The organism is Mucilaginibacter sp. SG564 (assembly GCF_013149275.1).
In the GTDB taxonomy this organism is placed as follows: domain Bacteria; phylum Bacteroidota; class Bacteroidia; order Sphingobacteriales; family Sphingobacteriaceae; genus Mucilaginibacter.
Genome location: NZ_JABGNA010000004.1, coordinates 318278 through 331125, shown reverse-complemented (window position 1 = coordinate 331125; position 12848 = coordinate 318278). Strand labels below are relative to the sequence as shown.

Genomic DNA, 12848 nt, shown 5'->3' with positions numbered 1-12848 from the left:
AAAGGACGAAAGGATAAAGGGGCAGGGATTAACAAACAAAAGATAAAAATTTGACAGGTTTACGTTTCGTGTATATTATCTTTTTTCATCGTTTATAATCCTTAATCTTTGTTCCTTTATCGTTACTCCGCCCCAGTGTGGAAAAAAACAGGCGAGTGTGTGTAATAATCACGAAATAAACCTATGTTGACCACTTTTATTCCGGCGATTTTTAACAAATTTGCCTGATATTAAAACTGATTGGAAACTTATATTCACAACGCCCTCTTCATTCTTTTTCAGCTGTGTTTTATCGTTCAGCTGTATTACCTGATAAGTAACCATAGCCGCCTTTCACGATATAAACCAGCGGATAAGTTACCCGAGGTATTGATACCTGTTTCGGTAATTATAAGCGCACGAAATGAAGCCAAAAATCTGCAGGAAAACCTGCCTTTTATACTCAAGCAAAACTATCCGGATTTTGAGGTAGTTGTGATCAATGATTGCTCTTATGATTCATCAAATGATGTTTTGGATGATATGCAGCGGGAGTATCCACATTTAAAAGTGGTAACCATAACCGAGCACGATCGCTTTAAAACCGGGAAAAAATTTGCTCTTACTTTGGGAATAAAAGCCGCCAAAAATGAATATATGCTGTTTACAGATGCCGATTGCAAACCCGCCTCTGAAAACTGGATAACGCGGATGGCGGTTAATTTTAGCACCAAGGCTCAAATCGTGTTAGGGTACTCTCCTTATTATAAAACCCGTAATTTCTTAAATCCGTTTGTGCGTTTTGAGACTATTAAAACTGCAATAAACTATTTATCAGGAGCACTCAACGGAGATCCGTATATGGGCATTGGGCGTAATTTGGGCTATACTAAAACCTTGTTTTTTAGTCAAAAAGGCTTTGCTTCGCACATGCATGTGATCTCCGGAGATGATGACCTGTTTGTAAATCAGCATGCTACGGCCGATAATACGATTATTGAGATACACCCCGATGCGTTTACTTATACCAGCGCGAAAACAACTTTAACCTCCTGGTACAGGCAAAAAAAACGACACATGGGGGTAGGTAAATTGTACAAAAACAAACACAGGCGAATGCTCAGTTTTGATGCTATGAGTGGATTTCTGTTTTATATTTTACTTATAATATCTTTTGTTCTTAAATATGAACCTCTACTGGCACTAGGTTTGTTTGGTTTCAGGCTGATATTGCAGCTTGTTATATATAGTAAGATATTTAAAAAGCTTGATGGCAAAGATTTGATATGGTATTTGCCATTTTTTGATATTATATATTATATGTATTTAAATGTTTTTGGGCTGATCGGGACATTTTTAAAAACAACCCAATGGAAATAAACGCCAACTTTACCGATAACGCGAAGAATGATTTTCACCTGGTAGTTAGGGCTCGCGAAGGCGATCAAAAGGCCTATGCCGATTTGATGCACCGGTACAAGGACTCTATTTATTTTATGGTTTTAAAAATGGTTAACAATAAGGAAGATGCTATGGATCTTACTGTTGAAACCTTTGCCAAAGCTTTTGAAAAATTGGATAAATACCAACCCGATTATGCCTTTAGTACCTGGTTATTTAGGGTGGCTACCAATAACTGTATCGATTTTATCCGTAAAAAGAAACTGAATACCCAGTCTATCCACGGGATGACAGACGATGATGGGGATGAAAAACCGTTGCAAATAAAAGCTGATGTGTTGAATCCCGAGGAAACATCGATCAAAAAACAACAAACGCAGGAGCTTAAATTATTAATCGAAAGCTTACCGCATCGTTACAGAAATCTGATCACTCTGCGTTATTTTGATGAGTTATCATATGAGGAAATAGCACAGCAACTCGATCTGCCGCTGGGGACAGTTAAAGCACAATTGTTTAGGGCCAGGTATTTACTGGGTAACATTATTAATCGTTTTAACAGGGATGACATCTGATATCGTATTCAAATATTTTCCGGAACTGACCGATAGACAATGCTCTCAAATTGAACAATTGCCGGAGTTGTATAACCTATGGAATAGCCAGATCAATGTGATATCACGTAAAGATATCGACCTTTTGTATGAGCGCCACGTATTGCACTCGCTCGGAATAGCTAAAATAATGTCCTTTTTACCGGGTGAAAATGTATTGGATGTAGGCACAGGAGGCGGTTTCCCAGGTATCCCGCTAGCTATTTTATTTCCCGGAACCCGGTTCCATTTGGTTGATTCTATTGGTAAAAAGATAAAAGTAGTACAAGAGGTAGCTAAAGCTTTGGGTTTAAGCAATGTGAAAGCGTCGCATCTGCGGGCCGAGCAACTGAATGAAAGGTTTGATTTTGTAGTATCTCGTGCGGTTACTCAACTTAAAGATTTTTATCCCTGGGTGAGGGGTAAATTCAATAAAGACTCAAAAAATACTTTGCCTAACGGAATCCTGTATCTAAAAGGTGGTGACCTGCTGCAGGAAATCAAGGAGTCGGGCCTGAAAGTGCAACAATATCATCTTAAAGACTATTTTACCGAAGAGTTTTTTGAAACCAAACAGGTTATCTATGTGAAGGGATAGGACTATAATGCCTTTACATGGAAAAATGCCGAAGCGGTTTTAGCCGTTCAGCAATTTGTTTAAAGGGTGCAATATACCTGGGCAGGCTTATTGTTTTGTAGTTACATAGCCAGTTACAACAATTTGATTCATAGATGATTTTGGCGAGTGGTCTTTGTCAACATAGTCATCTTTGTTTTTTAGCGTATAGTTTTCAGGTGCGTGCGCTACTTGGTTGTCATGCTCATCAAGAAGCGTAAATGCAACAGGCAAACTATAATATCCAGATTTTATACCTAATGGGCCATCATAATTTTTAAGCACTCTTATAACTTCTGCATCAGTTTCATTGGTTAGCGACCTTGCAAGTTTTACATCGTCTATTTTTCCATTGTTAATAGTAACTGCGAGTATAACGCGACCTCCTATCCGATTATCATGCGCAACTTTCGGATATCTTACATGTCTTGCGATGTATTTATACAGACTATCAAATGGGCTTTGTGGCGGCGGTGGTGGCGGCATAAGTTTGGCATCCACCATTTTAGCCGGTTTTGTAGGCGCAGCAGGTGGTGGCGGCGGTGTTTTTTTATCTATTATATAAGTAGGTTTTTTTACCGCCGGAGGCGTTTTACCTAATCGAGGGGCAGGTGGTGGGGGAGGCGGAACGGTGTATCCAAGGGCCCCTATCACGAAGGTATTAATTTCGACGCCTGATTTTTGTATATCGGCTTCATATTTAGGTGCTTGGGCATAATAATCGGTAAAAAAGCTGATGGCAAATTTGTGTTCACCGGCTTTGTCGGTAACTGAACCGTTAAATGATTTGAATGACGCTAGTACCACTTCGCTAAAAGCGTTGCCGGTACTTTTTACGATACGTGTGTTGGATATTTTATGGTCTGAACCTACATTAAATGCTACGATAACCAAGCCTGGTTGTTTGTTTTTTAGCTCTGCTTTAGGGTACTTTTCAGTCTTATTCAAGTGAGCAAAAAGATCATCGTATCCATTTTTTACCATGATAGGCGGCGGTAGATACTGCATTTTTGATTGCTTTACCATGGCCGATGAGTCGACAGCATAGCGCTGTGGTGCCAGATCAACCAGTGCATAAGTTTTGCTGAAACCCAGCGTGGAGGCGCAAAGGGCCGCCGTACAGATGGGCACTGCTACGAGGTATTTTAGCCTGGCTAAATTCCCCGAACGTTTTTGGTTTAACATAATGATCCTCTTTTTTAGTAGATTATAATTGAAAAATGAATGTGTAACTGACGAGCCATTTAGGCCATAGGCATTATTTACCAGGAACGAAGAATAGGAAAGAGTATCACTTTCAAAAGCCGCGGTTTGTTCATCCGCGATGTATTCATGTACCGTTTTTAGGCTATTTTGAAGCAGGTAAACAAAAGGATTGAACCAATTAATGATCTTGATGAACTCCAGAAACAGCACATCCAGCGTATGTTTTTGACGGATATGCACCATTTCATGCCTGATAATGATGTCGGTGCCTTTCATTTTTGAACCAATAAACAGGTAATTAAAAAAGGAAAATGCAGTATTGGAATCCTCAATAGGCACAATTTTATACTTGTCGTCGGCTATTTTATTAGCTGTTCGGGTCATTTGCGCCAGTTTGTATAATTTGAAGATGAGTATCGTTATCAATACAATAACGCCAAGGCAATAGGCATAAATCATTAGATCCTGGAAAGTAACTGAAAAGCTTGATACTTGATTTATAGTTGGTTTTAATCCACTTGGTACAATATAAACCGCGCTAACTGACCCTTGCTCTACTGGCTTTAGCCTACCTATTTGAATTAATGGCAAGACAAAAGATATAATACAACTTAGTAACAGATAAATCCTGTTTAGTGTATAATAGGTTTCTTTATTCAGAAATATGCAGTACCCTGCATAAAATACAGCAAGGTAGATGTTTGCTTCGAGCAGATAATGCAGCCAATTCATGATTTTTGGTTTTTAAGTTGATCAATCAGGGAAGTTAATTCGTCAAGCTCTTTTAAACCCAGCTTTTTTTCATCAACAATAAATGATACCAGGCTTTGGTATGAATTGCTGAAGTAGTTCTTCATCATCTTATCAAATGTGAACTTTTTGTATTGATCTTCGGTGATAAGGGGGTAATAAACATGTGAGTTACCGTAGGCTTTATGGTCAATAAAACCCTTTCCCTCCAACACCCTTACCACCGTTGATACCGTATTATAAGCGGGTTTGGGATCAGGCATTTGCTCAATAATATCTTTCACAATCGCTTCTTTAAGTTGCCAAAGTATCTGCATTACTTGTTCTTCGGCCTTGGTTAGTTCTTTTAAATTCATGGTAAACTATTTTTATAGTTGGGTTAAATAAAGGTATAAACTATTTTTATAGTTTGCAAACTATTTTTATAGTTTTTTATTTATGCTAATTTTTTTAGGATTATTTTTATACTTTAGGTGTAAATTGAATGACGGACCTCAAAAGAGAATCTAATCGTTTTAGAACCGGAATTTGCAACCTATTCATATGTCATTATTACACAGAATCGCTTTATCATTAGTGAAAAACCTGGGGCCGGTATCGGCTAAATCCTTGATCGCTTATTTAGGCAATGAGCAGGAGGTATTCAGATCCTCCGCAAGGAAAATGACCAGGATACCCGGTATCGGCGATAAAAAAGTTGCCCAATGGGATTTTGATATCGCACTTAAACAAGCAGAAAAGGAGTTGCTATATATTGAGAAACACAATATAGAACCCATATTTTATACCGATAGCAGGTATCCGAAACGACTAAAAAACTGTGGCGATTCGCCTATATTATTATATGCAAAGGGCAATATGGACCTAAATCCGCAGTATGTGATAAGTATTGTAGGTACCCGTAATGCTACTGATTATGGGCGGTTGCTATGTAAACAGCTAATAGAGGAATTACAACAATATAATGTTTTAATAGTAAGTGGTTTAGCATTAGGCATTGATGTAGCTGCCCACAAAGAATGCCTGAAAAATAATATACCCACAGTTGGTGTTTTAGGGCACGGGCTCGACAGACTTTACCCCAGTCAAAACCGGGCGACAGCCGATAAAATGCTGGAGAATGGTGGTTTGCTTAGCGAATATCCATCAGGGACTATACCCGACAGGGAGAATTTTCCGCAACGCAACCGCATCGTAGCGGGTATTGCCGACGCCACCGTGGTGATAGAAGCTGGTATAAAAGGAGGGGCATTGATAACCGCCGAAATTGCTAACTCCTATAACCGGGATGTATTTGCTTTCCCCGGACGCCTGGATGATAAATATTCTGAGGGGTGTAACTTCCTGATACGTAATAATAAAGCGGCTTTATTAACCTGTATGGCTGATCTGGCCTTTAGTTTGGGTTGGGAAAAAGCTGATAAAGCCAAACCCGCTGATCAGTTTGTATTACCCATTGATCTTTCGAGAGATGAACGCTTGATATTTGACATTTTGCAACAACACCAATCACCATTGGCCATTGATGATCTTACCATAAAAGCCAATATGCCCATGAGTATGTTAGCGATGAATTTATTGAATATGGAAATGCAGGGCTATATCCAATCCTTGCCTGGTAAAACTTATAAAGTAAGTTAGCTTTTTTCCTTAAACTACCCCTTCGGCGAATCATAGAACGACAGATGTCCGTCTTCGCTGCTGATGGAGCGCCAGTCATCATTATCAAAGCTGATCAAAGCGACAGCGCAGGTAGGCACATCCCGTAGCTGGCCTGTCAGATAATGTAATAACTGGCTTATACCTGGGTTATGGCCAACTAAGCCTATGTAGCCATGCTCATTAGGCAGATTATTGACTACGTTTACCAGAGTACGTTCACTCGCCTCGTATATTTTTGTATCGGTTTGGGATGGAGGCAATTGCAAATGCTCAGTAAATATTTGCGCCGTAGTTAAAGTGCGTAGGGCCGGACTGGTTACTACTATTTCCGGAACAATGTTTCTATCTTTTAAAACGTCGGCCATTAATAAGGCATCCTGCATTCCGGATTGTTTTAGTGGGCGATCAAAATCAGCATAACCGCTTTCATGAGTTGCCTTGGCATGGCGAATTAAAATTAGTTTTTTCATGGTTTCAGTATAGGTCTATATATAAAGATAACAGCTAATCTTTAATAAGTTTTTGATATTGTAAATAAAAAAGAGGGTCTGAATAAACCCTCTTTTTTGTCAGTTTTTGGATAGACCGGCTTAAAATGCGTAGCCTATCGAAACACCAAATACGCGGTTTGTAAGTTTAACACCGCTTAAATTGGTAACATTGGTTAAACCCCAATCATAGTTAGCATTGATCAGGAAGCCGGTTTTAAATTTAAAGCCAACAATAGCGTTTACACCGGCATCGGTTCTTTTGAGGTCATCCTCGCCGCTGCCGAATTTAATGTCCCCGGAATTGCCCTGGTCATCCTTAGCTTTACCCGAAATACCCATAGCAAGATAAGGGCCTGCGCCAAAGTAAAAGTCGCCAACAACTGCCGGTACATGATAAACAAGGTTTACAGGCACCTGTAAATAATAAAGTCGCACTTTACCCGATGACACGCTTTCGTCATCAATAGCTGTACTTGATGAACCACCTTTACCAGTAAAGTTTAAGGCCGGCTGAAGGGATACATTGCCAAATTTAAAATCGACAAAAGCGCCAACATTAAAAGTAGTTAAAGAACCGGAGCTTCCTGAACCACTTATACCATCAATGCTTGCATGGAATTTAGCAAAATTAGCACCACCTTTAATGCCGAATGTTGGTAACTGGGCAAAGGTTACGAGAGATGTACCCGCGAAGAGCAGAGAAAGTAGGAGTTTTTTCATAAAACTGTGATAAGATTAATAATTACCAACAAATGTAAATAAATTAATCAATCACCAAAACATTTTATCTTTCGGGTGCTGTTTTAAGTATTTGATTAATAGGTGTTTATTATTTATTTGAAAATTGAATGATATCATCTTCGGGCATATCATTCATGCATTTGAAATGACCCAGGGGACATTTTTCCAGGCCGAATTTAGAACATGGGCGGCAGGGTAACTCAATACCAGCTACCAGTACATCCTTAACCATATAGGGTTGTACACCCAGAAGATCGGGAACAGTACCTCCCCAAACAGATACGATGGGTTTGTTAAAAGCCTCGGCAATATGGGTAAGTCCGGTATCAAAACCAATAATGCTTTTAGCCTCAGATACCAGGAAAACGGACTCATCAAGCGAGGTAATACCACAGGCATTATAAACTTTAGGGCCAATTGCGCCTGTTATAATCTCGCCATTAGCTTTTACATCATTACCTCCTAATAATACTACTGGTTGGCTCAGTTGCCCGCAAATGCTGATGATCTTATCATTGGGCATACGTTTGGTGAAATGTGTTGCGCCAATTACAAATGCCACATATCCGGCCTGATGCGACGGTGGTAGTAAACTATTTAACTGATGATCGGCCTTAATATAGTAGTCAATAGGTTGTCCGTCATTAACCACGCCTAAGAATTTAACCGCTTTGAGATAGCGATCCACCAAATGAGTAGGGGGTATCAGCTTGAGTTTAAATTTAAGGCTAAGCCATTTTTTTAGGGGCTGTTTTTTATAGGTTGACGACCTGACACCAGTGCGTAATTTGATAATAGCAGTACGCAGATTATTGTGAAGATCAATGATATAATCATATCGTTCAGCTTTTATTTCATCAATAGTTGCTGATAATGTATGTTTTAGCAGCAGAAGTTTATCTACATAAGGGTTATTATCATAAATGTACTGGAAAGCCGGTTTGGTCAAAAAATGGATCTCCGCATCAGGAATCTGCTTTTTGAGACAGCGCACAACCGGGGTAGTATAAATAATATCCCCCATAGAGCTAAAGCGGATCACCAGTATCTTCATTTAATTAGTGCATTAGTGAGTGGTGAGTTGCCAGTAGTGAGTTTTTGACTTTTAACTTTTGATTTTTCACTTGTTCCCCGCCGCTCTCTTTTTCTCAAATACCTTGGTGATCTCTGGTAATGATAAGGCGTTGAGGCACATTTCTTTATACAAACCACCTTTGCGTGCGGCTAAAACACCAAAACGCATATCCAGGAAACCATCCACACGATGGGCATCGGGGTTGATGGACAGCCAAACGCCTTTTTCCAAGGCATATTGGTGCCAGCGCCAGTCGAGGTCGAGCCTTAGCGGGTTGGCATTAATTTCGATCACCACATTGTTAGCCGCACAGGCATCGATTACTTTTTTATAGTTGATAGGATATCCACCACGGCTTAATAATAAGCGGCCGGTAGGGTGACCGAGTATTGTTGTATACGGATTTTCAATAGCTGTTATCAGTCTTGAAGTAGCTTTTTCCTCATCCATTTTAAGTATGGAGTGCACGGATGCCACTATGAAATCAAACTTTTGAAGTATTTCGTCTGGATAATCAAGTGAACCATCATACAAAATATCCGATTCGATACCTTTAAATATATGGAAACCATTAAGCTTTTTATTCAAATGATCGATCTCTTCCTGTTGTTGCAAAACACGCTCAATACTCAGGCCTTTTGCATAAAACGCGCTTTTACTATGATCGCACATGCCCAGGTATTCTAGTTTTAGGTTATCGCGGCAATAAAGCGCCATTTCTTCTACCGTGTTTACACCGTCGCTCCAGGTACTGTGATTGTGCAGACTGCCTTTCAGATCATGTGTAATGATCAACGTAGGCAGCTCATTTTTCTCGGCCTTTTCAATAAAGGTAGTACCCTCCCGCAGCTCGGGCTGTATCCAGGCTAAGCCAGCTTTGGTGTAAATGAGTTCCTCGGTTTCAGGTTGTTCCAGGGGCACATTAATACGTTCTAATACGGCCTGAACATGGTCGTCTGTACCCGTGTTGATGAACAATTCTTTAAAATAATCGGCTTTATCAACGCAAACAATATCAACCAGTAAGCCATTTTGAAGTTCGCCTGCTATATGGTTTTCATTCAATGAAACGTTATTCAGGATCTTTGATTCTAACAAAGCATTATAGGCAACTTCCTGGTTTATGCTCCCTACAACTATCACGATTTCGGTGATAATCTCACTTAACCGGCGAAATTCCCCGGCAAAATGTTTCAGCGCATCGGGGAAAATGGCTTTTATTTCGTCCATTAGCTCATTGGCTTCCTGCTCTACCTGGGCAAACAAGAACTTGCCGTTGCTGGCCATCCTGAATTCGATAGCCTTGCGTATTTCTTCCTGGGTTTTAAGGCCAAAGCCTTTGGCTTCAATAAGGCGGTTCTCGTTGCAGGCGTAGAACAATTCACCCGTATTTTCAATGCCCAGGTCTTTCCAAATAATGGCTACTTTTTTGGGGCCGATACCTTTGATCCCCATCATTTCAACCACGCCAGCTGGTGTATTATCCAGTAATTCCCGCATTTCGGCAATGGTACCGGTTTCAAACAGTTCAACGATCTTAGATGCGATGCTTTTACCTATACCATCCACTTTTTCCAATTGCTCCAGCGTTTTACCGGCAATAGGGAAGGGTAGTTTATCAACTTTAAAAGCAGCATTGGCTACCGATTTTATTTTAAAAGGATTGCCCTCATGCAGTTCCATGAGTTGCGATAGTAAGCGAAGCGTACGGGCTATGGGTTTATTTTCCATAATAGAATTGAGATGGTAAAAATACAAAAAGCCATTGGAAATATTGGTTCACTGGTTCATTAGTTCATTTGTTTATTAGTGGTTTATTCCATAGCTACTCGCCGCAAAATACCGCTGAACTAATGAACCGCTGAACTAATGAACCAATACTTTTTAAACCTTAAATTTTAACACTTTTTTACTCAAAAAGGGACTAAAAACGGTTCAAAAATATTTTAAAACCCTCGTTTTAACATTTTTTAACAAATTTTAGCGTGGTTTTTAGTGTGTTTTTGAAACTTTAAAAAGTATTAATTTGCTAACTGTCAAATAACTATATGCCAAATGGCCAGTTTTTGTTCTGTATTTCTCTTTAACTAAACAGCCCGGTTTTTCTTTTTGAGGAGAAAAACCGGGCTGTTGTATAAACAAAGATACGGAATATTAGCGGGGATACCTACTCATACCTGAAATAGAAACCTGGTTTGCGATCAGTTATAATTATATGGGGTGTATATTTTCAAAACCTTTTTTGTCATATTTTTATCCGGCCAAATTTCTATCCGGTAAAAATCTTCTCCTTCATCACCCTCTACCGATGCAAGGTTTGAAGAATAAATCCTCGCCCTGTAAAAACCTGGATCAACTTCAACCTCCAATTGTACCGTCCAATCGGGGCAATTAATAATTTGAATAGTACCAGATTTGACCTCGATACCTGCTTCCACAATATGATCATAGCTATCCGGATCTGTAATATTTACGCTCGTGTTTAAAATTTCCAGTTCTGCTTTAACCGGGCCATAGCATTCAGTTCCAACGCCAAGTACGCCTGTTTCAATCGCTAACCTGTCATTAAAGGCATCGTTAGTCCAAAATGTATCAGAAGCGGTAGCCCCTTCTGAATCTTTATCATAAATATAAAACTGGGAATATGAGGTGTAAAAGTCTAATGGGAATTTCATCTTTTTACTCTTTATGCTAAAAATAAAAAAAGCTGCCCATACAAGCAGCTTGAAATTAAAATATAAACTGGATAAGAAAAGTTTTGAAAACTATCAATGCCTTAATAGCCGGCGATAGTTCCGTTTTCGTCAATTATTAATGGTTTTGATGTTGTTATGCTGTTTGCCAACGGAAATTTCCAGCTTTCGTTTCCTGTATTGGCATCCAGTGCATAAAAGAAACGACCGCCGCCGCCACCCGGAAATACGTTTCCGTTGGCAACAGTAGGTATGGCCCCATTGGCGTAGATCTGTTTTTTCCAGATAGCACCTCCTGTGGCAGCATCAACAGCATATACGTTTCCATCATCGCTATTAATAAATAATTTGCCATTAGCATATGTTGGGCCCGATGTGAAGCCCTGATCATTAAGACCTTTCCAGATCTGGCTTCCATCACTTTCTTTGATGGCGTAAAGACTGCCTGGTTTCTTATCGTTATCAATATCATACCAGCTTGCTACGTAAACAACGCCGTTATTGATTATTGGTCTTGAGTGTTCCATCGATATTCCTCCGGTACTGAAACTCCATTTTAACTGGCCATTAGCGGTGTTTACCGCGTATAGATTTCCATTCCTGGCGCCAACAAATACAACACCATTGGATATGACCGGGCTCGATTCAACTATCAGGCTGCCGGTGTAATACATCCATTTAATGCTCCCTGTGGCACCATCAAATGCATAAAGATAGCCATCGGCGCTGCCTATATAAACGATACCATTTTCGGCAACCGGACTTGAGTCGACATTTTGGCTGGTGAGGTATTTCCATTTCAAATTTCCCGAAACGGCATCAACCGCGTATACATAATGATCGTCGCTGCCAAAATACACCGTACCATTGGCAACTACCGGGCTTGAAATGGTAGTGCTTCCGGTTGCAAATTTCCATTTTACAGCACCGGAAAGCGGGTTCAGCGCATATAGGTTATGGTCAACATTGGTAGTATATATGGTACCGTTTACCAATGTTGGCGTTGAATAAGAGAAATTGCCCGGCGAAGCGTATTTCCAAAGCACTGTGCCTTTTTTGGCATTCAGGGCGTAGAAGTTATTATCCTCGCCGCCAAAATAAACAACATTCTTTAACTTATCTAAACGTACCGAGAAGATGTAGGTTTTAGTGATACTGCCTTTTGTAACCGTAAAAGTAACCGGTTTAGAAAAATCTTGCCGCACACCGCTTTTAGGAGTAATGATAGCACCATCGGCTTTAATGTCAGGTATCAGTTTAGTAACATCGGTGGTGGCGGGTAAAGTTATTTTAACACTGTCGCCAACGGTATTAATAATAATATCATCGTTATCAAATAAAGTACTATCTGTTTTTCTGACAGAATAAGTAGCTGTGATTTTGTCTGTGGGCGTCTCCGGATTTTTTGGCGTGGATTCTTTTTTGCATGACATAGCAAAAGAGATGAGTAGTAAAACGGCAACGGTAAAAAGGGTCTTGTTTAAAGGTAGGTAAGGTTTTTTCATTTGTGATAGATAGTTGTTTTTAAAACTGTTTCTTCATCAATATATTGTGGTATTTATAAAATATACGACTAATAATAAATAGGAGGGTTTAACGCAGTTATGAATAAAAAAAGCTGCCCATACAAGCAGCTTTGAT

At 39.7% G+C, this 12848-nt stretch carries 12 protein-coding genes; 4 read left to right on the top strand and 8 right to left on the bottom strand.

Annotated elements, in window-relative coordinates:
* Nucleotides 1–240 precede the first annotated feature (240 nt).
* Genes FHW89_RS11320 through rsmG form a run of 3 tightly spaced genes read left to right on the top strand, consistent with a single transcriptional unit; the run spans nucleotide 241 to nucleotide 2571 of the window.
* The gene (locus tag FHW89_RS11320; RefSeq protein ID WP_172335144.1) at nucleotides 241–1359 is read left to right on the top strand and encodes a glycosyltransferase; all 1119 of its coding nucleotides are present in this window, start codon (nucleotides 241–243) and stop codon (nucleotides 1357–1359) included.
* Nucleotides 1350–1955, top strand: coding sequence for an RNA polymerase sigma factor (locus FHW89_RS11315; RefSeq protein WP_076375015.1), 606 nt, complete (start codon nucleotides 1350–1352; stop codon nucleotides 1953–1955). Before FHW89_RS11320 ends, FHW89_RS11315 begins: the two co-directional genes overlap by 10 nt.
* Nucleotides 1945–2571, top strand: coding sequence for a 16S rRNA (guanine(527)-N(7))-methyltransferase RsmG (gene rsmG / locus FHW89_RS11310; protein ID WP_172335143.1), 627 nt, complete (start codon nucleotides 1945–1947; stop codon nucleotides 2569–2571). The genes FHW89_RS11315 and rsmG overlap by 11 nt, the downstream gene beginning before the upstream one ends.
* Nucleotides 2572–2658: 87 nt before the next feature.
* On the opposite strand, the gene FHW89_RS11305 is transcribed toward rsmG, so the two are convergent.
* On the bottom strand, nucleotides 2659–4527 hold the full coding sequence (locus tag FHW89_RS11305) for a M56 family metallopeptidase (protein WP_172335142.1): 1869 nt from the start codon (nucleotides 4525–4527) through the stop codon (nucleotides 2659–2661).
* Nucleotides 4524–4901 carry a BlaI/MecI/CopY family transcriptional regulator gene (locus FHW89_RS11300; RefSeq protein ID WP_172335141.1) on the bottom strand — a complete coding sequence of 126 codons (378 nt, stop codon included), beginning with the start codon at nucleotides 4899–4901 and terminating at the stop codon, nucleotides 4524–4526. The genes FHW89_RS11305 and FHW89_RS11300 overlap by 4 nt, the downstream gene beginning before the upstream one ends.
* 187 nt (nucleotides 4902–5088) lie before the next feature.
* Between FHW89_RS11300 and dprA the strand changes: the two genes are divergently transcribed.
* Nucleotides 5089–6186 (top strand): DNA-processing protein DprA, encoded by a 1098-nt coding sequence (gene dprA / locus FHW89_RS11295; protein ID WP_172335140.1) that lies wholly within the window; start codon nucleotides 5089–5091, stop codon nucleotides 6184–6186.
* 14 nt (nucleotides 6187–6200) lie between these two features.
* Here the strand turns inward: dprA and FHW89_RS11290 are convergent, their stop codons facing one another.
* The 6 genes from FHW89_RS11290 to FHW89_RS11265 all read right to left on the bottom strand — a co-directional run bounded on the left by FHW89_RS11290 (nucleotide 6201) and on the right by FHW89_RS11265 (nucleotide 12712).
* Nucleotides 6201–6677 (bottom strand): histidine phosphatase family protein, encoded by a 477-nt coding sequence (locus FHW89_RS11290; protein WP_172335139.1) that lies wholly within the window; start codon nucleotides 6675–6677, stop codon nucleotides 6201–6203.
* A 120-nt stretch (nucleotides 6678–6797) separates the two neighbouring features.
* Nucleotides 6798–7418, bottom strand: coding sequence for a porin family protein (locus tag FHW89_RS11285; protein ID WP_172335138.1), 621 nt, complete (start codon nucleotides 7416–7418; stop codon nucleotides 6798–6800).
* Nucleotides 7419–7527: 109 nt separating this feature from the next.
* Nucleotides 7528–8493 carry a glycosyltransferase family 9 protein gene (locus FHW89_RS11280; protein ID WP_172335137.1) on the bottom strand — a complete coding sequence of 322 codons (966 nt, stop codon included), beginning with the start codon at nucleotides 8491–8493 and terminating at the stop codon, nucleotides 7528–7530.
* A gap of 66 nt (nucleotides 8494–8559) precedes the next feature.
* Nucleotides 8560–10245 carry a DNA polymerase/3'-5' exonuclease PolX gene (locus tag FHW89_RS11275; RefSeq protein ID WP_172335136.1) on the bottom strand — a complete coding sequence of 562 codons (1686 nt, stop codon included), beginning with the start codon at nucleotides 10243–10245 and terminating at the stop codon, nucleotides 8560–8562.
* Between the two features lie 470 nt (nucleotides 10246–10715).
* Nucleotides 10716–11189, bottom strand: a complete 474-nt coding sequence (locus tag FHW89_RS11270) for a hypothetical protein (RefSeq protein WP_172335135.1) — start codon at nucleotides 11187–11189, stop codon at nucleotides 10716–10718.
* 101 nt (nucleotides 11190–11290) lie between these two features.
* Entirely contained in the window at nucleotides 11291–12712 is a 1422-nt protein-coding gene (locus FHW89_RS11265) for a PQQ-binding-like beta-propeller repeat protein (RefSeq protein ID WP_172335134.1), read from the bottom strand.
* Nucleotides 12713–12848: the final 136 nt, after the last annotated feature.

Excerpts from the sequence above, each read along its gene's own strand:
- FHW89_RS11315 (WP_076375015.1), top strand. The coding sequence starts at position 1,350 with ATGGAAATAAACGCCAACTTTACCGATAACGCGAAGAATGATTTTCAC.
- rsmG (WP_172335143.1), top strand. The coding sequence starts at position 1,945 with ATGACATCTGATATCGTATTCAAATATTTTCCGGAACTGACCGATAGA.
- FHW89_RS11305 (WP_172335142.1), bottom strand. The coding sequence starts at position 4,527 with ATGAATTGGCTGCATTATCTGCTCGAAGCAAACATCTACCTTGCTGTA.
- FHW89_RS11300 (WP_172335141.1), bottom strand. The coding sequence starts at position 4,901 with ATGAATTTAAAAGAACTAACCAAGGCCGAAGAACAAGTAATGCAGATA.
- dprA (WP_172335140.1), top strand. The coding sequence starts at position 5,089 with ATGTCATTATTACACAGAATCGCTTTATCATTAGTGAAAAACCTGGGG.
- FHW89_RS11290 (WP_172335139.1), bottom strand. The coding sequence starts at position 6,677 with ATGAAAAAACTAATTTTAATTCGCCATGCCAAGGCAACTCATGAAAGC.
- FHW89_RS11285 (WP_172335138.1), bottom strand. The coding sequence starts at position 7,418 with ATGAAAAAACTCCTACTTTCTCTGCTCTTCGCGGGTACATCTCTCGTA.
- FHW89_RS11280 (WP_172335137.1), bottom strand. The coding sequence starts at position 8,493 with ATGAAGATACTGGTGATCCGCTTTAGCTCTATGGGGGATATTATTTAT.
- FHW89_RS11275 (WP_172335136.1), bottom strand. The coding sequence starts at position 10,245 with ATGGAAAATAAACCCATAGCCCGTACGCTTCGCTTACTATCGCAACTC.
- FHW89_RS11270 (WP_172335135.1), bottom strand. The coding sequence starts at position 11,189 with ATGAAATTCCCATTAGACTTTTACACCTCATATTCCCAGTTTTATATT.
- FHW89_RS11265 (WP_172335134.1), bottom strand. The coding sequence starts at position 12,712 with ATGAAAAAACCTTACCTACCTTTAAACAAGACCCTTTTTACCGTTGCC.